Consider the following 19,609-nt stretch of genomic DNA (forward strand, 5'->3'; position numbering starts at 1 on the left):
ATGGGGAGGGGGCGGTCAGCCGGCGGGCTGCGCGCCCATCAACCGCAGGATGAAGTCCCAGTGCTTCCGGTCCACCGGTGTGATGGAGAGGCGGTTGCCCTTTTGCAGTACCCGCATGTCGGCCAGCTCGGGGTGGCGCCGCAACTCGCCCACGGTGATGGGCGCGCATTTCTTCAGCGCTTGCACATCGAGCAGCAGCCAGCGCGGCTTGTCGCGGCTGGACTTGGGATCATAGTAGGGCGACAGCGGATCGAACTGGGTGTCGTCCACGCGCAAATGGCCGGCGATGCGTGCCAGGCCGTAGATGCCCGGCTCGGGGCAGCTGGAGTGCCAGTACAGCACGCCGTCGCCAGCCTGCATGTCGTCGCGCATGAAATTGCGGGCCTGGTAGTTGCGTACCCCATCCCAGGCCACGGTTGCAGCGGGGGCGGCCAGCGCGTGGTCGATGGAACACACGTCGGGTTCGTTTTTCATCAGCCAGAAGCGTTGGGGTGTGGTCATGGCATGCAGCGTGGGTAGGGCAGGGAACGAGGCGATGGAACCATCATAGACCTGTGCATCCAGGCCATGCGCGATTCGGCAGAGCCTAGGCAGAAATAGGTGGTCCATAGTAGAATGGAGAGCTTTTTACTCAATCTGCGCTATGGCGTCATGGAGCAGGGTTGATTTGTGCTCGGCGGCAGGCCTTCGGTGCGAGGGCCAGGAGCTGCCAGGCGGCGCGCAAGCGTTGGGGCACACCAGGCCAATCGACGATTGGCAGTGCCAGGGGCATCCACCGCGGATGCCAGGCGCGCACCGGCCGGGCTCGTCTGGCCGGACAAACGAAAGGATTGAACGAGGTTTATGGCTAAAGAAGAACTGATCGAGATGCAAGGCTCCGTGACCGAGGTGCTGCCTGATTCGCGCTTTCGCGTGAAGCTGGACAACGGTCACGAACTCATCGCCTATACCGGCGGCAAGATGCGCAAGCACCACATCCGCATCCTCGCGGGCGACAAGGTGTCGCTGGAAATGTCGCCCTATGACCTGAGCAAGGGCCGCATCACCTTCCGCCACCTGCCGGGCCGCGGCCCCAACCCGTCCAGCTCTTCCTGAGGGCTTCGCAGCCACCCAATGGAGATGCTCTGCCAAACATAAAAATCGAGCATTTTCCCAAAAGGGTCGGGCTGATGTGGTTACAATAGCAGCTTGTCGGAGCGTAGCGCAGCCTGGTAGCGCATCTGCTTCGGGTGCAGAGGGTCGCGAGTTCGAATCCCGCCGCTCCGACCATTAAAACCAAGGCCTTGCCGTGTAATGCGGCAAGGCCTTTTGTCTAACTGATTCCGGCGTGTCTAACGGAGTTAGCGCACTGCTCGGGCTTGAAGTGCCTTCTTGTGGCGCACATAGTCCGCGGTCTGGGACTGGGTGGTGTGGCCGCCGAGCCGCTGGGCGGCCTGGATTCCATGCGCTTCGTCCAGGTCGGTAAGGGCCTTGGCTCGCAGGTCGCGGAACTGGGTGTTTGTCAGGCTCGCCCGTTTGAGGCCGCGCTTCCAGGCAGAGGCGACGCCTGAGTAGGTGTACCGCTCACCATCCAGCTTGCAGAATACATGGCGCTTGCCGCTCTGCGGGAAGGCGCGCAGCCGCTTCACCAGCTTTTCCAGCCGCGGACTCCAGCCGACCAGGATAGCGACGGCAGTTTTCTCCAGGGTTTTACCCGGCTGAAAAAGGATTCCCCTGCCGCTGATCTCGGCCCATTCCATGTTCAGCAGGTCGTTGACGCGCTGCCCTGTGAGGTACGCCATTTCGACCAGGCAGCAGATCATGGGCCCACTGGGCGTGCGCTTGCCGTCTTCGCCATAGCAAATGCCGACCTTGATCCGACGTAGCTCGCTGTCGGTGATGTAGCGCTGGCGCGGGGGCGTCTTCATCAGCTTGATGGAGTCCACCGGGTTGCTGCCTGGCGGACGGTATCCCAGCTCCTCGGCGTATCGCATCAGCTCGCGCAGCATCGCACGGTAGGCATTGAACGACCTCGGCATACTGACGTAGTTCTTCAAGAACTTGGCCACATCAGGCGAACCGACCTCGCCGGCACGAAACTCTGCGAAGGCTTCGCTGATGGTTCGGGTCTGGTAGATGTCGTTCGCTTGCGTCTTGGGCTTGTGCGTGGAGGAGACCTCCAGCATCCAGTCAGCGATCATCGCCGGCATCATGTCGGTCTTCAGTCCGGCCTGCTCCAGATCCGCCAGCGCGCGGTACATGGCCGGCAAGCCATCGGAGATCGCGCACAGGCGGGTCCAGACCCTCTTCTTGCCGTCGGCACGGACATGCCAGTAGGCCCCGTTCTTCTGGTAGACGCGCTTGGGCAGGTCGGATTTCTTCATGCTGTGGCAGGGCGGCGGAGGGCGGGGTTGCGCAACTGCGGACGCTTGACTGTTTGGGCCGCTGCGCCTGCGCAAATGGCATCGTAGTGGACTCGTTCCAGCTGTACGGCGCCAGTTCGCGAGATGCGTGCGCGAAAGAAGCCGAGGGAAAGTAGTTTGGCCAGCTGTTTGGCGGGCTGTTTGTAGCCCGTCAGTTCTTCAATTTCTAGTTCTGTGAGGGTGAGTGTCATGGTTGGTCTCCATGAAAAACCCGCCGAAGCGGGTCAGGGTGTTGTCTTGCGTCGCCACTGGATATGCGGCGGATCGCCAGCGTTGATGTATGCGTCCCACAGTTCTCTGCCGATGGGGCAGCGTTCTTGCCTTCCTGGCATGGCACCTGCTGCAATGCACTGTGGGCAGTGGAAGTGGTGTAGCTGGTAGGCGCGGTCTGCTGATCCCCAGTTACTTGGTGGATCAGACATCGATCACGACCCCGGATGCTATGAGCGGATGCGTGATCTGGCCGCACGAAATGACGTGGTTGAACCAGTGCGGGATGCGCTCATATATGGACGCTGGCACTCCGCTGAATTGCACGCAGTGGAGTCGGTGCAGCCGCTCGAACGAGTCCTTTGTCTGCGCAGTCAGTGGAATGCACATGTTCTGCATGAAATCTCGCAGGGAGCAAATGTCGAAGCTGTGATATCGCGTGTATCGCTCCTCGACTTCGCGTCGCAGTTTTCGCACCTCCAACTTTCCCCAGTCGTCCAAGCCAGATTCATCGGGCCAGACGAATAGCTCAAGAGGTCCTCGCGAGATCTGGAACGTGCGCGTAGGGATGATGCTGGCAGCTACGGCACTGCCAGTGATTACTGCTGATGCAAGGCGTAGGCGATCAAGTACTGCTGTCATTCAGTTCTCCAAAAAGAAACCCCGCTCATTGGCGGGGCTGGTTCCATTTGTCTTGCTCGCGGCGTTTTTTGCTGCGGCGGATTTCGCGTCGGGTAGGGCGTGTCATGTTCACTCCCATGCAAGCTTCTTATCCCGCCAATTGCGCTCACGGACTTCGCCGCTAAATGGCGATTCGCCAAAGATGCTGCACAGCCTCGTGAAGTTCGCCCAGGACATGCCCTCGAAACCGTTCGTCTGAACGAAGTAGGGCATTTGCATCTCAAGCATGTCGGGGTCGTCATCAATGATGGCGTAGTGCGTAACCTCGACGTGGTTGTCTAGCCATGCCTTGATCTCATCGCCGCGGCTCCCGGTCAGAACTGGCGTTGCGTCTATGATCGGCAGGTCGAAGGCTTTGGCCACGGTCTTGAAGTCGTTGAAGGTTCGCCAAGCGCTGGATAGCACAACCTGTATTCCGCTGGAATCGCACAGTCGCTGCAGGAGCTTGATGGCGATCCAGTCGAAACCTGCACGATCTTCGAGCCTTTGTGGATAGCCGCCAGTGGCGACGCAGGTTCTGGTGCTGTTCAAAACACCATCGATGTCCAAGAAAAGGACTCTCATGTCTTGCTCCTTGCTCTGATGGCGGTGGCGATGGCCTCCTTGGTGTCGTGGCACAGCGTGCTGAACCAGCCCTTGCCACGCCATTCCCTTGTCTCGACGACGAATCGAGCGCACGCCTCGCGCTCGTCAGCAGCCACTAGAGCGGCGAAGCTCTCCAGCGCATCGTCGTACCCTGGTGGCAGACCGGCCTCATTTGCCCAGCGGATGATGTCGTCTCGCTTCATGGTTGCTCTCCTGTGATGCCGTGGGTATTGGCTTGTGGGTTCATTGCCTTCTCCAACCTGTATCCGTCGCTCGTGCGGATAAGCTGCATGCTGGCAACGTGGATTGCATTGAGAACGCCCCGAGGAATGCTGTGTACTTGCTGGGCGAGTAGAGCTCGCACGGTGTCCGCGGTGTAGAGGTCATACTCGACGCCATTGCGCATGTGCGTGATGAACGGCTCTGGCAGCTTCACTGTATCCGCTACACTCCCCGCAGCTCCGGCAGTCGGCGAGGGCTCGCTGATGATAGCTACACGCTTGTCTTCGCTGGCTGCCGGGGCTGTTTTGGCTGCAAGCTGGGCCTCCAGCTCTGCGATGCGCGACAGCAGCGCGAGCACGGTGCCCGGGTTCGCCGCGGCATAGAACATGGCCAGCTTGAGCGATTCGCCCTCGGTGCCGTAGGTGTCCGCGTCGATCTCGGCCAGCGGATATGGCTCGCCATCCCAGATGCTGCCGACTACCGCGGTATCGTAGTGCTCCGCATGGGGCCACGCCTGATTGCAGTTGCTCCAGTCCTTGACTGCTTCTGCCAGGCCGGCGAGTGCGCGCAGGTCTGCTGTGGAGGGGGTGGTTTCAGTGGCCATGTCGTGCCCACTACAGGAAAAGCGCGACCAGAATGGCCGTAACGCAGAGCGGCGCAACGATGTACACGCCGATTGCTTCGATGATTTCTGGGGTCATGGTGTTTCCTTATTGCTTGCGCTCCAGCGGTCCCCGGGGCCGAGGAACACGCTGAAGTCGAGTAGGTCGTCGGAGTTGGCCGGGCCGCGAAAGCGCACCTTGAGCAGCGTGCCGGGCTGCACGTAGGGCACTGCCACAGGGGCGTGCACCGCCGGCGCGGCGTAGCCACCAAAACCAGCGGCGATGGAGAGGGAAAGCACGTTCTTCCTCATTGAGCCTCCATAGTCGTTTCAATCGTGCGTGACTTGTTCGTGCAGCTCGAGACCTTCCCAACAAGGCGGCATTCCTGCCAATTGGTCTGCGTACTAACTTTCCCGTCCGGACAGCGTGTGTAGTACTGCCAACGTTCCTCGGCCTTGAATCTGAATACCTTGCAGCCGTCGGGTGAGTCGCGGAAGAGGTGTGGGGTCTGTTCCTGCAGTCGATCAGCCACACGCTCCCGTTCTCTGGCGGCATGCCAATCAGACGTGCTGCAGGAATAGACGCCGAAAATCACTGCCACGATGCCGGCCAGCCAAATGGCGTTAGCTTTCAGATCATCCATTGCTCTCTCCCTCCTGGGCCTTGGCCTGGGATGCGGCCGGCTTGCGGTTCTTGGGCTGCCGTGCTTCTGCAGCGGCTCGTTTCCAGCCGCGAGCTGTGGCGTGGGCCTTCCCGTGGGAGCCGTCGTCGTAGGGGCAAGGCAGGCCGTCAGCGAACATCTTTCGGCCCACGGCGTCGTAGTCCGTTTCCTTGCGGAGCTTCTTGATGATGGCTTTTCGCCCGAGGCTTCGGCTCATGCTGCTTCACCCCCCTTGGCCTGGGCGATTGCGGCGTCGATGGCGGTTCGCACGTTCGTGCTCACGGCTGCGTGCAGTCCGCCCACGCGGAAGCGCATAGGATAGAAATCACCTTCCCCCGGCAGCAGATCTATGGTCGAGCCTGTCTGCTGCAAATGATCCAGTCGAGCGGCATCCCGCGCCTGCGCTGCTGGTGCTGACTGGGCGGCGCCGACCAACGCGAGTAGGCGCTTGCGCACTGTGCCCCACGGCTCGTTGTTCAGCCCCTGTCCGTGGTCCTTGCCGTCCAGGATCTTCAGCACGCTTGCGCATAGCGACAGGCATGCGTGCTCATAGGCTTCCAGCTCGCAGGCCGTGGCGAACTCAATGTTCCATCCGTCGCGCTGGATGTCGCGCAGCCGGTTGTAGGCCCGCATGGCGCAGGTGGCGTCTGCATATGCGTGTAGTTCAGATGCGCGCACCATCATGAGCAGATCCTGGCTATAGGATGGGATTTCCTTTCCCGGTAGCGGCGGATACTCGCCCGTGGCTGGTGCAGCTCCGGTAGTAGCCGGTGCTGCCGGCTGCGTAACCTGTAAGCAAGCCTTACCAGTTGCCTCTGCGGGGCCTGCGAGACATAGCTTGGCACCAACAGGAGCGATTACGCGGCGAGTCCATTCAATCTCGCCGCCCCAGTCGGTGAACTTGGTGACGACTGCTATCGGTTCTTGCTCGGCTGCTGCCTGGGTGGCGGGCGCTGCGGCGGGGCGATGCAGTGCGCGAAGTGCTTTCTCGACGTGCACCACAGCATCGGGGGGAGTCGGCGCGGAGAAAATGCGCTGGATAGCGGCCTTCCTTTCGGCGACGTTCTCACCAGCGTAGTCAGGAGCTTCATCGCTGACTGGCGCTGCGCCCCAGCGAGCGAGCACGGCGCGCGCATAGTTGGCGTAGTGCATGCCGAGGCCTCCCGACATACCCATGCACTTCTTGCTCAGCGCCATCAGTTCTTCATCGGACGGCCCTGCCACAGCGGCAGGGGATGCCTGCATCAACCCAAGTTCCTCGGGGTGCTTCTTGGCATCTTCCAGGCCGCGTGCATAGCCGGTTTCTTCAGCGCGCCTGGCGTTCTCGGCACTGGCTGCTTGGGCTGCATGGATCTGCCGGTGCAAATCCGTGTCTTCTTCGCAGTGGCGCCGGCAGATTTCCTCCATCTTCCGGTACTCGGCCAGGTTGATTTGACAGCCGGGTGCCTGGTATTCGGTCCTGCCGAAATGCTCTTGTGCCGACTCGGGAGTGGTAAAGGTGGCGTTGCAGTGAAAGCAGGTCCAGGCTGGCACTGCCTGCACAGGGGCGGCGAGAGCGCTCACATCAACAGGCCCGAGGCGATGCCAGCGCGGTTCGCCGGTAGTGTCGGGGTTGATGGCGTAGCGGCCATCCTCATGCTCATACAGGATGTTGGTGGGATTGGTCATGGTTGGGGTTCCTTCATGTCTGGTGTTCCGGCCGTGCGAGCGATGCCCACAAGCAGGTCGCGGAACGGCGGCGGCGTGGCATTGCGGATGCGTGTCTTGTCCTTGCCACCGACCAATGCCATGCGCCCCACCTTGCGGGCCTTCTCGTAGCCATAGCGGAGCACCATCTCCGGTGTCGGGCCGCTGTCGCTCGGCCCCCAGATGAATTCCGGCAGGCTTTCCGGGCTGGCCACGGCGTAGAGCCATGTCGCCTTGCCCGCGAAGTGCCCGTAGTGGCCCTGCCAGACACAGCACGTCCAGCCGCCGAACTCGTCGGCCTTGACCCACCCACCCGTTACGGGCGGTGGCGTCAGGCCGAAATACCGCCACGCCTGCGAGTCTTTCGGGTGTTCGATCACCCCCCCATAGTTGCGCACCGCAGTGAGCGCAGCGGCAAAGCATCCACCGTCTTCGCCCAGCCGGTACTGGTGCGGTTTGCATGGTGCGCCATGCCAGTAGCGGCCCCAGCGCTGGCATGGAGGATGGGCTACAACGGGTGCAGGACCGCTATAGCGCCTGGCATCTCGGGGCTCATCCCAGGGGTCAATTCCTGGTATGCCGAAGTACGCGCCTTCGGTTTCCACAAAGAGGGCGGCTATATCACGCATGGTCTTGGCCCGCCGGAATGCTGGGGGGAGAGCTGTAAACCGGGCCAATCCACCAACCGAGCTCAAGCAGACGGCCCGCGACAGTACCGCGATAGCCTTCTTTTCTCGCGGCTGTGAGTACGAGGTCTTTGACCCCCTTCTCCGTCTCATTGCTGTATCCGGGGAGTGGGATGGCGCCGCCGTTGTGGCTAGCAAACACCGTATAGAAGGCCGGCTCCTGAGGCTCTTCGATCTGATGCAAGCACTGTCGGCGCAGGGGAGAGACGCCTCCGGCTCCGATGGAGGCGATGTAATCCACCACACGCTGGCGCGCTGCTGCCGCCTTGGTGTTGTAGGTGCTGTGGCCCTGGGTGTGACGTGCTTCTGCGTAGTCATCCACCAGGTCCATGAGGGATGGTTGGTCTTGTGTGGTCATGTCTGGCTCAGAAACGAAAATGCCCGCCGTGATTACTCAGGGCGGGCTTGGTGGTGGGCTTGGTGGTGGGCTTGGGGTGGGTCAGAAGGGGATGTCGTCGTCCATGTCGTCGAAGCCGGACGATGCCCTGGGGGCAGGCGAATGGCTCGCTTCTCGTGGGGAGTTCATGCCATCATGCTCAAACTGCTTTCGTGAATCCGGGGCAGCAGCAGCGCGGCTCCGGCCTGCCTCCCGCGATTCGTTTTCTACGGACTTCGGAACTCCGCCCAGCATCTGCATAACATCGGCGCGAACCTCAGTCGCATAGCGCTCCTGGCCGGTCTGCTGGTCGGCCCACTTGCGGGTGCGCAGGCTGCCTTCCACATAGACCTGGCTGCCCTTGCGCAGGTATTGGCCGGCGATCTCGGCTAGGCGGCCGTTGAAGACGACGCGCACCCACTCGGTGGCTTCCTTGTTCTCGCCGGTGTTCTTGTCGCGCCAGCGGTCGGTGGTGGCGATGGTGACGTTGGCCACCTGGTCGCCGCTGGGGAAGGTGCGCATTTCGGGGTCGCGCCCCAGGTTGCCGACGATGATGACTTTGTTGACGCTAGCCATTAGGCGGCCTCCGTTACTTGTTCGTTGTTGGCGGCCAGTGCCGCACGCAATGCTTCCTCGTACTTCTGTACCAGTTGAGCGAAGGCCCACAGGTCAGCCCCCAGTTGCTCGATGGCGTCCTCGTCGCGGGTGATGCGGTGGATTACCATGTGGTTGAGGTCGGGCGCCCACAGGACAAGATCAACCCACTGCCGGCCCAGGAGCCAGAGATAGCCCAGGCACTGGTCGACATAGGCGCTGGTGTCGTGCTCGGCTACCGCGGTAAACAGCGTGTCGCTGCTCACCATCGTCTTGATTTCAAGCACGCCATCGTCGTCAATGAGGCCATCTGGAGATAGGCCAAAGAGGCTATCCTCGGTGGTGAAAAAGCCCACCTCGTCAACCATGAAGCCGGTCCGTGCCTCGTACATGGCGCGGGCGACTGGCTCCTGTTCGGTGCCTGAGCGCATGGCTGCGTTCTGGAACTTGGCCGGGGCCTTGCCGCCCAGCCGTTCGCGGGCCAGGTCGCGGGCATAGTCCAGGCATGCCTTGCTGGGCTGCCCGTTCTTCAGCTTGTCGCGAGCGTCGCGGAACCGGCTGCCGGTGATGCAGCCTCGGCGAGCGTCCAGCCACTCCTGCGACCCTTGGTCAAGATTCAACCACGGCATCTTTTACCTCCACGTCGGTGACTTGCTGCTCGGCCACTTGGGCCTGGAGCCGGGCCTTTTGCGCCTTGCATGCCGCCTTGAGGGCGTCGTGCGCAGTCAGGTCATTGGCCAGCTTGCCGTTGTTATCTGCCCAATAGGCGTTCAGCTCGGCGACGGTCTTGGTATTCCGTGCGCCGTCGATGATCGGCTGAGGGTCAATGCTGGCAACGCGGGGAGTGGAAGTCGCCAAGCCTTCACCGCCATCGGTGTTCAGGTGGTGAATGGCCTGATCCAGGCGGTCAGACTTGGGCCAGTACTTGTAGGCCCGCTTCACAACGGTTTTCTTGGCCATCTCGCCATAGTCGGTGTCCCATGGCGAGGACTTGCCCGCCTTCACCGACTCCGAGCGGTTCTTGATGGAGTCAATGTCCTCACGACTCATGCAGGTTGTGAGGTAGTCGCCTGCGTGCGTCTTGACCACCACATAGGCGCCGACCATCTCGCCACGGTCCTTGGAGAACGGGTTGAAGGAATGGGTAGGCGGTTTGTCGAAGCCGTTGAGCGCAAAGGCATCGCTGGCATAAACCAGCTCAGCCTGCGCCCACATGATGGAACCAGACTGGATAGCCAAGTCGATCAATCCCATGTAGCTGATATCCAGGCAAATCTTGCCCTTGCGCGGCACCAGATACGCCTGCTTCTTGGCTGGGTTCAGGCTGATGCCGATAGCAGCGATGTTGGTCACGGCATTGACCACGGACTGGCGGTCGCCAGTAGCGAGCCGGGACACGTAGTCATTGGCCGTCAGGATCTGGATGGCGAACCCTGCTTCGCGCTCGAAGTTCAGGGTTCGGTCCACCAGGACGCTATTGAAGCCGGCTTCGGCTCCATAGACGTAGTTTTGAATGGTCTGAATTGCGCTCATGGCATCCTCAATAGGCTATAGATACGGCCGGGATGGTTCGTTTGGCAATCAGCGTGACGGCCAGCCTCGCGCATTCTTCGGTCATGCCGCCCTGCACAAAAGCCTCCATGGCCGCCCTGTTGATGGCTGCTTTGTGCACCTTGTCCTGTTCACGGCGCTTGGCTTCTGCGGCTTCAGCGTCTGCCTGTGCGGCAACACGGCGCTTCTCTGCTTCTACAGCTTCGGCGGCGCGGCGCTCAGCCTCGACTAGGGCCTGCTGCTCTCGTTGGAGGGCTTCTGCCTTCTCGCGCTCCGCACGTTCAGCCGCTAGCTTCAATTCAAGCTCTCGGCGTTCTGCGGCCGCCTTAGCGTCGGCTTCGCGCCTGAGGACTGCTTCGCGCTCGGCCTGTGCTTTGGCCTCTGCCTCACACTGGGCGCGCCCTGCGGCCTCGCGGGCAATCCGTTCTTCGCGCTCTTTCTGCTCGCGAGCAGCAGCTTCGGCGCGCAGACGGGCAAGCTCCACCTGCTCCGCCTCGTACTTCTCTCGCTCCGCTATGGCTGCAGTCAGCGCATCGAGTGCTTTGGCCCTGGCCCGGCGTGCCTCTGCTTCGTATTCCTCCATGGACGCGTCAACAGTGATGACATCTAGCTCTTCAAGCCGTAGCTTGAGCGTAGCGGCGTCCACGCCATCGAAGCCTTGTCCAAAAAACTGGATTCGGATGATGCAGTTTTGGTGCTCTTGCTTGCGCGCTTCTTCCGCCTCTTCCCATGCCGTTAGTGGTGCGCGAACCTCATCCTTCCACTGGTCAAGCAAGTCACGCATACGCTTGCGTTCTGCATCGATCTTCTTGGGAACGTCCTTCAGTTCGGCAACCAAATCCTTACCGATGTTGTCCAGAGCCGTTTTGCCCTTGGCAACCTTGTAGGCAATGGACGCGATGGCGTCGCGACCCTTCTTGGTGCTCACGTCAGGCACGAAGGCATCCAACTCTTCTTTGATCTTCGACAGATAGGGGTCAAGGCCATTAGGCGCGGAGAACACCTGCAGGGCCGATTCCTTCGGCGGGAGCAGGTCTAGTTCATTGGTGGTCATACAAACCTCTCAGAAAAGGAACTTGTCAGGTGGCGGCATCGTCATGGCGATGGCGGTAACGGCAGCCAGGCAGAAGGCCAGCACGGCCATGCAGGCGGCCCAGACTTTGACGAACAGTCTCATTCGATGCCCCTGCGTTCGATGATTGCGACTTGCTGGGCTTGACTGAGGGCGTCTTGCGCATCAGCTGCAACAGCGCGATCCACCGACAGGTCAAACTCAGAGTCAGAAAAGACGATGACCGCGATCAACGCGGCCATCAGGGTCAGGGAGAGTGCGGCGTTCTTACGCATAGGTGACTCCGGAGGAATGAGGCGGATGAGCGGGTGACAAGCTCAAAAGAGCCGCAGCCATCTCCAAAAATCTTGAACTGCAATCCAAGGGCGGAGCAGGCCGGCTCGGACTGCCCACTCTGGGATGCTGTTAAGAACTTCGGCAACTTCAAGTCCTTGCTCCTCCCATTCCGGGATGTATTTCGGGTCGCCTTTGAAGTGGAAGTCATAGGTTTTCGTCTTTCCCTTCACGACAATGGAAATGGTTGTTTTCATGGCTTATCTCCAATGCCAATGGCTATGTTCAACCAGGCAAGCTCCAGAAACGGGCGACCATCCAAATCAGTCCCAATAGCTATCGCTGGAAGCAGAAACAGGGTGGATGTAGATCTGCGGAAGTACATTTAGCTAGTCCAGAGGAGGAGGGCTATCACGGCCAGCGCGATCAGGCCCACATAGAAAATAAGCCTGTCGGTGACAGGCTTGGTGTAGTGCTCGAAGGGGTCGTAGTAGCTGGGTGGCTGACCGAAGGCGTCGTTCAGCGTCCGTGGGGTGGCGCGGTAGGGGTGTCTCATGCAGACTCCGTGAATGGTTTGCAGGCGTCCTCAAGCTGCTGGAGGCATCGCTTAGACGCCTTGACAGTGGGGAAGCTGCGCGCGACGAACTTGGATGCCCGCTTGTAGGCCTTGAGCCAGAGTGCGGTCTGTCGCACTCCGAAGGCGCCTTGCTCAACGATGCTTTGCTTCATGCGCTCGCGGAGCAGTTCTTGCCATTCGCTGCGCTTGCTGGCGTCCCTGGGGATGTGTGCGGGGGGGCTTGTTCGCTCATTTCTTGACCTCCGTTGCGGCTAGGGCGGCGCGGGCCTGCTCATACTCCGACTTCCCGTTGTCCCAATAGAGCAGCGACTGCACAACTTCACGCAGCATCGCCACCTGCTCCACCAGTTGCCGCGGCGTCAGGCCGGTTGTCTCATGGGCATTGCCTGCCTCTGCAATCAGTCGTGAGATGCGCTTCGTGAAAGCACCGTTGCCGCAAAATACTCGGATCTCCGCGGCGACATGCTCATCGGTTTCCATGGCCTCGATGTTCTTGAAGCCGGCTCGCCATATGGCATGGGTTGCTTCGCTCATGCTTCCTCCAGTGCAATAGCCATGCGCCGGTTCTCGGCGACTTTCTCTTCTGCCTGCCTGCGAAACAGCGCCTTGATCTCCTGGGAGCAGTACAGGCACAACTCCCGATCTGTTTCCGCCTGCCAGGACTTTCCCTCTGCATCTATGCAGTTGGAAAGCAGGGTGGCGACCATCTTCAGGAAGCTGTCGTTGTCTCCGACTAGTTCCCGCAGGCCCTCGAAGATGTTGGGATGCGTCAGGGCGAATGCCGGGTCGGTGGCCAGCATTTCATCAACTGGATCTTCATCAGGCTCGTAGTAGTCAGGAGGCAGTGCGGCGTCGTGCCTTGACTGGGCTATGGTTAGGGCGTTCATGATTCGGTTACCTCCTCGGCTTGCGGAGTCCACGTCTTGACATGCGCGTCAATCAGCGCGAGTGCAGCGCGGTACTCATGGCCATGCAGGTTGTCACCGTGTTCCGCGTCCAGCTTGGCAACGAACTCCTCGCGAGTTCCGAAGAAACATCCGGCCTGAAGGCGCAAACCCTTGTCGGTGATATAGGACGTGAAGTAGGCGCAGCGTGACCCGATGGGGCCGATGATGAAGACCGGCCGTTCGCCGACGAGCTTGGCATCTCCGTCCAGGTACGCCCCGTCCAGGTACGCCCCGTCCAGGTACGCCCCGTCCAGGTACGCCCCGCCCAGGTTCGCCCCGTCCAGGTACGCCCCGCGCAGGTACGCCCCGCCCAGGTTCGCCCCGTCCAGGTACGCCCCGCGCAGGTACGCCCCGCCCAGGTTCGCCCCGCCCAGGTTCGCCCCGCCCAGGTACGCCCCGCCCAGGTTCGCCCCGCCCAGGTACGCCCCGTCCAGGTTCGCCCCGCCCAGGTACGCCTTGGCCGCAGTGGCTGCCTCCAAGGCGGCACGCATAGCAAGACCGCTGGCCTGCTGTTCGTCGGTGGCCTCAAACTCGTAAAGCACCCTGCTGCTATCAAAGCGATGGACGATCTTGATGATTTGCGACATGAGTGCTCCTTGCTGTAGAAATGAAATAGGCCCGCGATTGCGAGCCTGGGAATAAAAAAAGCCCCGGCTGGCGGGGCGAGGGCGCTGACTGGAGGGACAGCGCGGAGGGAAGAGGGTGTGTGGCATGGGCAATCAGGCATGCCCCCGTCAGAACGCGCGTTCTATCCCGAGGGACACAGGGGCATGCTTGATGGCCCCGCTTAACCTTGCGGGCACAGGGCGTGATGGGCTCACGCGGGCACTGTTCGCTTACATCGTCATATCTCCGTAATTACTTGGCTTGCTGTTTGCGAGGTATGTAGGCGAGGCAGCTTTGATGGCCGAGCGTCAACTGCCTTGAGTCGGCAGCAGTTTTGCACCAGTAGGCGTCGTAGTGCTCTGAGGATTGCTCGGCATTCGAGCACCTGCGGCATGCTGCAGGCATGTCTTCGACTGCTGACTCAACCCAGTCCGACCACTCTTTGGCTGTGTACTGCCTACCTTTGTAGACATGACTTGCACATCGACTGCAATACCAGCTGCGGATTGGGCCGATCCCTTGCGAGAGATCCTTCCAAGCTGAATTCGCGCAGCACGCCGCGGATGGGCGTGTGACGGGTTCCCGTGCCTCGAGCATACTGTTCTCCTGGTTTGACCCGGATGCGAGCCGGGGAGCTAGGCACGCAGGGCAATCGATGCACCGCCATTGATGACCGCAAGCACAGGGCCTGCGGGGCGAAGTTTTCGTTGAGCAGCGGGGAGCGTTCGCAACGATTGCTTGGCGCAGTAGATGGCCAGGCGGTGGTTGTCCGTGTCCATCTGGAACTGATGGAGCTTTCCATCGACGCCGCGGTAGTAAATGTTCATGGTGGGCTCCTTCAAATAGACAGAGACCAGACGCCGACGCCGTGCCGCGCGCAGATCTGCTCTCGTACAGTCCAAGCCGCATCGCGTGCCTCGCGGATGAACTCGACAGCTTCCATGCCGAGCAGATTCCGAGGCCGGATGGCAAAGCGCTCGCGCTCCGCTTGATACTCAGGAGTGGCGATGAATTCACGCTGTGCTGCGGCGATTGCCGCTTGCTTAGCGTCGCGAATTTCACGGTTGATCGTCTTGCGATCCTTGCCCGTGTTGCGCTGCGCGCAGACTTGGCCGTAGTGGACCAACTCGCCGTCATCCAGCTCGATGGTGACGGTGCACTTCAGATTCGACTTGCCGCAGCAGTCGCAGGTGGTGATGCTGTCATCCGTGCCGAGTGCTTTGGCGATGCCCTGGCGAATCTGAGCCGCATCGGATCGGCTCAGCACGACACCTTCGCGATTGACAGGACCAAGAGCGCGAATGAAGTCCGCCGCGTGTGTGTAGGGATGTCTGCTCATCTCTGTTTTCCTGGTTTGACCCGGATGCGTGCCGGGGTCAGATCTTGGTGAAGGTGCGCTGAGTCACGGTCACCTGCTTTTCTTCGCAGGTCAGTTCGTAGGCGTGCTCAATCCATGGGATGGAGCTGGGTTCGGCATACTTGCCGCCACCGTACCAGCGTGTCCAGCCGACCCAGGATCCATCTGAAGCCTGCCTTGCCAGTGACTCGCTCTCGAAGTCAGAAAGGCCACGAGCCCATGGGGTTTGGTCCTCGATGTTGGTCAAGGTGCCTGTGTTCCGAATCTCCTCGCGGGCGTCCTGCAGGCCGTAGTCAATGTCATGCTCGTCATAGAGAGCATCTACGTTGTCTGCGTTGACTTCTTCGGGCAGAGCTATCTCTCCCCATGATGCGGCTTTCATCAAGATGGCCAACTTCAGTTTCTGTGCGGGTGTCATGAGGTTCTCCTGTGGGTTACTGCAGGCCGTAGGCGGTGGCGAAGGCGGATTGGTCGGCGTGGAATTCGATGTTGCTGTCCAACACGATTCCGCCGGTGTTGACTGTCACAACTACTTTGCCGTCCGCGTTCTCGCGCACCTGGATGGTGTGGCCGTGACGGTTCTTCATTTCGACATTGCGCAGCAGGCTGCTCACGTTGTTCAGCGCGCACATGGCGCTGTAGACGGCTTCTGCTTGTTCCTTGGTGAGGATGAGTGACATGGTTTACCCCTTCAAAAACAAAAGGCGTCTCCGTTAGGGAAACGCCTTTTTTGTGAATCACAATGTTGAAGCGGGGTGCATTTCCCGCTTTCTTTGCCGATACGCTTCATGCGCTTGATCTGCAGTGTCAAAACTGCCTATGTGCGTCTGCTTGCCATCAATGTAGATCTGCGCGATCCAGCGCTTGTCACGTTTATGGAACGTTGTTCCCATTGGGGCCGAATCCGATGTAGCAACATGCCTGTTCTGGGCGTTCAGTGCTGGACTTACATCGCGAAGATTGCAGAGCCGGTTGTCACTCCTGTTGCCGTTGATGTGGTCGATCTGACCAGACGGCCACTGTCCAAAATGGATTGCCCAGGCAACGCGATGTGCCTTAAAGCGCGTGCCATCAACGCAAATTTGTATGTAGCCGGAGCCATTGGGGTTTCCCGCTGACTTGGATCTACTGCGCCCAGGCGCTTTCTCTATCCATGTCAACAATCCCGTCTCTGGGTCGTATGCAAGCTTCTCTCGAAGCTTTTCAATTGGGTAGCGAGCATTCATTGTTTCTCCTAGATCCGAAGTCCCCGATCAGGAGGCTTCGGATCTAGCCCTCTTGCGAAGGGCCTCGCAGCACGTCCTTTGATCTACAACCCGCGTCACTACTGCGGGCGTGTGCTGCTGCTGGCATCGTCCAGCTCGCCTGATTGACCGCTCAGGCCGCGAAGTGGTGCTTGTTCTGATCTAGCCCAGCTGGGCCATCCCTTGCCAGTGTTTGGTTCTGGCTTCCGCCTCTCGACGTTTGGGCTGTCTTTTTCTTCTGCCGACAGATCACAGGGGCAGGTCTTTCGACTGTTCATCCTATTGAGCTGATGTGATTTGGAGAGGCGGGCTGGATGCGATCCCAGCATTCGGTTCTTGTTCAAGTCCATCGACTCCGCCAGCAGGGGTGTTCCGCAATTCGTTCGGGCTCTCGCCGTCGCAGAGGTGTCCCACTGTTGCGCATCGCCTGCGCATTCCGCCTCTCCAAATCACACCAGGAGAGCTACAGAGAGATGCGGGCTGGAGCTGATCCCAGCATGAACTATCACCGGTATAGGCGGCACCGCTTAGCGCGGGATGGGGATGTCCACCAGCTTTATCTGACGATCTTGGCTTACCAGCCATTTACCCACCTTGTCTTACAGCCAAGCTCACTGCATCGTCAGTTCGTCATCCGCGTGACTGCCAGTCAGCCCTGGCATTCCGCATCTCTCTGTAGCCCTCGTTTTTAATGACCAAAGGTCCAGAAAGTGGTGAAGGGTGCGGGCGGGTTCGCTATCTCCCGCTGGGCAGTCACTGGCGACCACAATGTGGCTCGGTTTCCCTACCTCACATCAACGCTGAATCACGCCCAGCGCGGCTGATCCAGTTCAAGGTGCATGAGCTACATGCTTCCGCACCCTTCACCACTCTCTTTTTAAAGACCCAGAGCAGAAACGGTCGATGCCACTTTGCCCATCTCTGCAACTCGCTGCGCCCCTCTGGGACTAGACCTGCCTTTGCTTCCTGTCGGCTTCGGCCCCGTATCGCTAGGCCTGGGTCGTTTTGCGGTTGTGTTGCGTCGATGGGTGTATTTTAAGCGAAATGCTTAAAGATGGTCAAGCGAAACTTAAGCGATCATCTTGTTGTATTTATGCATATCGCTACAATCCCCCCATGCCCACCCAGACCCAAGACAAAAAAAAGGCCACCTCATGGGTGGCTCAATGGAAGGCGCGTCGAAGCAGCTTGGCGCATGAGAGGGCGGAGCGCGACCGCGGCGAGTGGGGCTACATCCCGCCAGGCTGCTTGTTCGTTCCTAAGAGATGGCTCGTGACAGTGAATGTCTGCTTGGTAGTGATGATGCTCTCAAACGCCATCATGCTGGCAGTGCAGGCATACAGCTACTTTGAGAAGAAGTCCCACGCCGCCAAGACTGTAGCTACTGCTCCGAACACGGCGGCAGCGAGCGCGGCCAAGTAGTTCCTGTCGTGCCTCCACGATTTTGGCTGCAGCTTTTCCGACTGCCGGCGCATCAACTCCATGGTGATGGCCATCTTCGCGCCTTCATCGAGGATGCCGTCCTGCGGCACGCTTTCGCGCGTCAGGTACTGCATCAGCTTCTCATCTGGCAACTCACGTATTCGTTCCGCCCTCAGTGAATAGGTCTGAGGTTGCGCCTCCGGCTTGGGAAGATCTGTGCGAGCAATGGATTCTGACTGGAGGCGTCGGCGCCGCTCATCGGAACCATAGTCTTTTGGCTGCTCGACTGGCGGAATGGCTTGGTCATCTGCAACCTGCGCGCCTTTTAGATCGGCCAACCTCCTGGACGGCCGAGGCGTTACCGCAAGCCCCAACGATTCCAGTCCGCTTTGCGTTTGTTTGTCCATGGTTCAAGTATCACGCAGGCTCGGACATTGTTGCAGAGAGTCAGCGCAAAAAAGCCCGCGGCTGCGGGCTTGGCTAGGATGATGGCTGTTTGGCCTTTGGTTTCCCGTACACCTTGTCGCAATAGGCAAGCCAGGCGTCAACATCTTCCTCTTTGAGCACAGGTATAAGCCTGGAACTTCGAGTGTTCACAATGGCGCCAAGCATGATGGCGTCTTCACGCAGTCGATCTGGCAAGTGCTCATATGCCTTCTCAAGCCAAGCTGCATAGACCAGCCCAACATCTCTCACGCGAGGGATCTCCATGCTGGAGTCGGTCATCTTGGCAAATAGTTCCTCCTTGGTCATGGCCGCGTCCTCAACTCACCCGCACATCAAACCTCGTCTCCTCGGAAGGCTTGTAGCCCCCGAGCGCGACTTGGGTTGCCTGCAAGCACGCTGCATGGAAAGCCTTGGCCAGGCGCTGCGCCTCATTGCCTAGCGGCACATCACCGTCAATGGCGGTATGGTATGCCTTGTGGGCGCGCTGCAGCTGGTCTTGGCTGGGGAACTGCTTGCCCAGGATGGTGGTGAACTTCTGTTCTGCAGCGGTGATGCCCTCGGCGGTCATCTTGGTTGGGGCGTCGCGCAGGGTAGCGGTGAGGGAAGACATGGAACACTCCTGTACTGTTTAAAAACACAGTATCCAGTATCGCCTATGGCTGGATGTTTGTACAGGTGTGTGCGCAGAATAAAGCCCGCTCGGGGCGGGCTCGGTATGCAGGCGAGGGGAAGATCACTTGCGCGGCGACACGGGCACCTGAGAAGTCTGTACTTCTTGCTTGACTTTTGCTTCCAGGGCCGCCTGTAGCTTCTCCATGCGCGCAGCAGCCTCAGCAATGTTCTTTGAAGTCTCTCTGCCAGAGTCAAAAGACGAGATGGCAATCGCTAAGGTGGCTCCCACTATGGAGATGATTGCCACTGCCGCTGTCCACACATTGGCCTTTACGCTCTTTGACTGATCTTTGGCATCCTGGCTGACAACCGCGAGGTTGGTCTTCATCGCCTCAATTGCTGCGACCACTGTGGCAGCGCGGATGTTGTTTGTCTCTCTGTCAGCACGCATCTCAACCAGCGTCGCATCAAGCTTGGCAGACATGTTCGCCACGCGTCCATCCATGCGCGCTTCAACCGCCTCTAGCTTGGCGTGAATTTCCTCTCTTGAGGGGGAGGTAGTCATTGAATCATTGTATCCGTCTTTTGAAACTTTGGTGTGACTGGCCTCTTTATATATGTGGTCATTTTCCCCATTGCTCAGTTCAATTGGTAATCCGGCTTCATCGCAAATTGTCTCATATAGTTTTCTATTTAAGTCGCTTGGCTCCTTCGTGTTCTGTTGTGTTATTGTTAGATGCTTGTCATCACTCTTGTCTGGAACCAAGAACAGTTTCATTCTGCCATTGCTCATTGC

Annotated in this window: 32 protein-coding genes and 1 tRNA gene; 2 read left to right on the top strand and 31 right to left on the bottom strand. The window is 59.7% G+C overall.

All coding sequences use genetic code 11. The features are described from left to right. Positions 1-15: 15 nt before the first annotated feature. On the bottom strand, positions 16-501 hold the full coding sequence (locus ACYVKR_RS12145) for an EVE domain-containing protein (protein ID WP_460481167.1): 486 nt from the start codon (positions 499-501) through the stop codon (positions 16-18). A gap of 342 nt (positions 502-843) precedes the next feature. Here ACYVKR_RS12145 and infA point away from each other — a divergent pair, with 342 nt between their 5' ends. Beyond that, positions 844-1,095 (top strand): translation initiation factor IF-1, encoded by a 252-nt coding sequence (gene infA / locus ACYVKR_RS12150; protein ID WP_460481168.1) that lies wholly within the window; start codon positions 844-846, stop codon positions 1,093-1,095. Between the two features lie 97 nt (positions 1,096-1,192). Then, a tRNA-Pro gene (locus ACYVKR_RS12155) sits at positions 1,193-1,269 on the top strand. A gap of 71 nt (positions 1,270-1,340) precedes the next feature. On the opposite strand, the gene ACYVKR_RS12160 is transcribed toward ACYVKR_RS12155, so the two are convergent. From ACYVKR_RS12160 to ACYVKR_RS12305, 30 genes are all read right to left on the bottom strand, one after another. Continuing rightward, positions 1,341-2,363 carry a site-specific integrase gene (locus ACYVKR_RS12160; RefSeq protein WP_460481169.1) on the bottom strand — a complete coding sequence of 341 codons (1,023 nt, stop codon included), beginning with the start codon at positions 2,361-2,363 and terminating at the stop codon, positions 1,341-1,343. Then, positions 2,360-2,593, bottom strand: a complete 234-nt coding sequence (locus tag ACYVKR_RS12165; protein ID WP_460481170.1) for a DUF4224 domain-containing protein — start codon at positions 2,591-2,593, stop codon at positions 2,360-2,362. The genes ACYVKR_RS12160 and ACYVKR_RS12165 overlap by 4 nt, the downstream gene beginning before the upstream one ends. Before the next feature lie 769 nt (positions 2,594-3,362). Next, the gene (locus tag ACYVKR_RS12170; protein WP_460481171.1) at positions 3,363-3,857 is read right to left on the bottom strand and encodes an HAD domain-containing protein; all 495 of its coding nucleotides are present in this window, start codon (positions 3,855-3,857) and stop codon (positions 3,363-3,365) included. Further along, positions 3,854-4,081, bottom strand: a complete 228-nt coding sequence (locus ACYVKR_RS12175; protein WP_460481172.1) for a hypothetical protein — start codon at positions 4,079-4,081, stop codon at positions 3,854-3,856. Before ACYVKR_RS12175 ends, ACYVKR_RS12170 begins: the two co-directional genes overlap by 4 nt. Then, positions 4,078-4,704, bottom strand: coding sequence for a hypothetical protein (locus ACYVKR_RS12180; RefSeq protein ID WP_460481173.1), 627 nt, complete (start codon positions 4,702-4,704; stop codon positions 4,078-4,080). The genes ACYVKR_RS12175 and ACYVKR_RS12180 overlap by 4 nt, the downstream gene beginning before the upstream one ends. Before the next feature lie 93 nt (positions 4,705-4,797). Further along, positions 4,798-5,001, bottom strand: a complete 204-nt coding sequence (locus ACYVKR_RS12185; protein ID WP_460481174.1) for a hypothetical protein — start codon at positions 4,999-5,001, stop codon at positions 4,798-4,800. An 8-nt stretch (positions 5,002-5,009) separates the two neighbouring features. Further along, positions 5,010-5,345 (bottom strand): hypothetical protein, encoded by a 336-nt coding sequence (locus ACYVKR_RS12190; protein WP_460481175.1) that lies wholly within the window; start codon positions 5,343-5,345, stop codon positions 5,010-5,012. Further along, the gene (locus tag ACYVKR_RS12195; RefSeq protein WP_460481176.1) at positions 5,338-5,580 is read right to left on the bottom strand and encodes a hypothetical protein; all 243 of its coding nucleotides are present in this window, start codon (positions 5,578-5,580) and stop codon (positions 5,338-5,340) included. Before ACYVKR_RS12195 ends, ACYVKR_RS12190 begins: the two co-directional genes overlap by 8 nt. After that, the gene (locus ACYVKR_RS12200; RefSeq protein WP_460481177.1) at positions 5,577-7,031 is read right to left on the bottom strand and encodes a hypothetical protein; all 1,455 of its coding nucleotides are present in this window, start codon (positions 7,029-7,031) and stop codon (positions 5,577-5,579) included. Before ACYVKR_RS12200 ends, ACYVKR_RS12195 begins: the two co-directional genes overlap by 4 nt. Next, positions 7,028-7,429 (bottom strand): hypothetical protein, encoded by a 402-nt coding sequence (locus ACYVKR_RS12205; protein WP_460481178.1) that lies wholly within the window; start codon positions 7,427-7,429, stop codon positions 7,028-7,030. Before ACYVKR_RS12205 ends, ACYVKR_RS12200 begins: the two co-directional genes overlap by 4 nt. Positions 7,430-7,670: 241 nt before the next feature. Continuing rightward, complete coding sequence (locus ACYVKR_RS12210) at positions 7,671-8,093, bottom strand: hypothetical protein (protein WP_460481179.1); 423 nt, start codon at positions 8,091-8,093, stop codon at positions 7,671-7,673. Between the two features lie 81 nt (positions 8,094-8,174). Continuing rightward, positions 8,175-8,687, bottom strand: coding sequence for a single stranded DNA-binding domain-containing protein (ssb, locus tag ACYVKR_RS12215; RefSeq protein ID WP_460481180.1), 513 nt, complete (start codon positions 8,685-8,687; stop codon positions 8,175-8,177). After that, complete coding sequence (locus ACYVKR_RS12220; RefSeq protein WP_460481181.1) at positions 8,687-9,334, bottom strand: lambda exonuclease family protein; 648 nt, start codon at positions 9,332-9,334, stop codon at positions 8,687-8,689. Before ACYVKR_RS12220 ends, ssb begins: the two co-directional genes overlap by 1 nt. After that, positions 9,315-10,238: a recombinase RecT gene (locus ACYVKR_RS12225; RefSeq protein ID WP_460481182.1), complete on the bottom strand. Its 924-nt coding sequence runs from the start codon at positions 10,236-10,238 to the stop codon at positions 9,315-9,317. The genes ACYVKR_RS12220 and ACYVKR_RS12225 overlap by 20 nt, the downstream gene beginning before the upstream one ends. A gap of 7 nt (positions 10,239-10,245) precedes the next feature. Continuing rightward, complete coding sequence (locus ACYVKR_RS12230; protein WP_460481183.1) at positions 10,246-11,310, bottom strand: hypothetical protein; 1,065 nt, start codon at positions 11,308-11,310, stop codon at positions 10,246-10,248. Between the two features lie 119 nt (positions 11,311-11,429). Next, complete coding sequence (locus ACYVKR_RS12235) at positions 11,430-11,603, bottom strand: hypothetical protein (protein ID WP_460481184.1); 174 nt, start codon at positions 11,601-11,603, stop codon at positions 11,430-11,432. Positions 11,604-11,645: 42 nt separating this feature from the next. Next, complete coding sequence (locus ACYVKR_RS12240; RefSeq protein ID WP_460481185.1) at positions 11,646-11,858, bottom strand: hypothetical protein; 213 nt, start codon at positions 11,856-11,858, stop codon at positions 11,646-11,648. A gap of 128 nt (positions 11,859-11,986) precedes the next feature. Further along, on the bottom strand, positions 11,987-12,157 hold the full coding sequence (locus tag ACYVKR_RS12245; protein WP_460481186.1) for a hypothetical protein: 171 nt from the start codon (positions 12,155-12,157) through the stop codon (positions 11,987-11,989). A 249-nt stretch (positions 12,158-12,406) separates the two neighbouring features. Next, the gene (locus tag ACYVKR_RS12250) at positions 12,407-12,712 is read right to left on the bottom strand and encodes a hypothetical protein (protein WP_460481187.1); all 306 of its coding nucleotides are present in this window, start codon (positions 12,710-12,712) and stop codon (positions 12,407-12,409) included. Then, complete coding sequence (locus tag ACYVKR_RS12255) at positions 12,709-13,065, bottom strand: hypothetical protein (protein ID WP_460481188.1); 357 nt, start codon at positions 13,063-13,065, stop codon at positions 12,709-12,711. Before ACYVKR_RS12255 ends, ACYVKR_RS12250 begins: the two co-directional genes overlap by 4 nt. Continuing rightward, the gene (locus tag ACYVKR_RS12260; protein WP_460481189.1) at positions 13,062-13,712 is read right to left on the bottom strand and encodes a pentapeptide repeat-containing protein; all 651 of its coding nucleotides are present in this window, start codon (positions 13,710-13,712) and stop codon (positions 13,062-13,064) included. Before ACYVKR_RS12260 ends, ACYVKR_RS12255 begins: the two co-directional genes overlap by 4 nt. Before the next feature lie 654 nt (positions 13,713-14,366). Beyond that, positions 14,367-14,558: a hypothetical protein gene (locus ACYVKR_RS12265; RefSeq protein WP_460481190.1), complete on the bottom strand. Its 192-nt coding sequence runs from the start codon at positions 14,556-14,558 to the stop codon at positions 14,367-14,369. A gap of 11 nt (positions 14,559-14,569) precedes the next feature. Then, positions 14,570-15,070 carry a hypothetical protein gene (locus ACYVKR_RS12270; protein ID WP_460481191.1) on the bottom strand — a complete coding sequence of 167 codons (501 nt, stop codon included), beginning with the start codon at positions 15,068-15,070 and terminating at the stop codon, positions 14,570-14,572. Between the two features lie 37 nt (positions 15,071-15,107). Then, the gene (locus ACYVKR_RS12275; RefSeq protein ID WP_460481192.1) at positions 15,108-15,506 is read right to left on the bottom strand and encodes a hypothetical protein; all 399 of its coding nucleotides are present in this window, start codon (positions 15,504-15,506) and stop codon (positions 15,108-15,110) included. 16 nt (positions 15,507-15,522) lie between these two features. Next, positions 15,523-15,768 (bottom strand): hypothetical protein, encoded by a 246-nt coding sequence (locus ACYVKR_RS12280; RefSeq protein ID WP_460481193.1) that lies wholly within the window; start codon positions 15,766-15,768, stop codon positions 15,523-15,525. A 57-nt stretch (positions 15,769-15,825) separates the two neighbouring features. Continuing rightward, positions 15,826-16,314, bottom strand: a complete 489-nt coding sequence (locus tag ACYVKR_RS12285; protein WP_460481194.1) for an HNH endonuclease — start codon at positions 16,312-16,314, stop codon at positions 15,826-15,828. A gap of 1,361 nt (positions 16,315-17,675) precedes the next feature. Next, positions 17,676-18,161: a hypothetical protein gene (locus ACYVKR_RS12290; protein WP_460481195.1), complete on the bottom strand. Its 486-nt coding sequence runs from the start codon at positions 18,159-18,161 to the stop codon at positions 17,676-17,678. 73 nt (positions 18,162-18,234) lie between these two features. Then, a complete protein-coding gene (locus ACYVKR_RS12295; protein ID WP_460481196.1) occupies positions 18,235-18,507 on the bottom strand; it encodes a hypothetical protein in 273 nt (90 codons plus the stop codon). A gap of 10 nt (positions 18,508-18,517) precedes the next feature. Then, positions 18,518-18,811, bottom strand: coding sequence for a hypothetical protein (locus ACYVKR_RS12300; RefSeq protein ID WP_460481197.1), 294 nt, complete (start codon positions 18,809-18,811; stop codon positions 18,518-18,520). 123 nt (positions 18,812-18,934) lie between these two features. After that, positions 18,935-19,591 carry a hypothetical protein gene (locus ACYVKR_RS12305; protein ID WP_460481198.1) on the bottom strand — a complete coding sequence of 219 codons (657 nt, stop codon included), beginning with the start codon at positions 19,589-19,591 and terminating at the stop codon, positions 18,935-18,937. Between the last annotated feature and the right edge of the window lie 18 nt (positions 19,592-19,609).

This window comes from Comamonas humi, assembly GCF_054782535.1.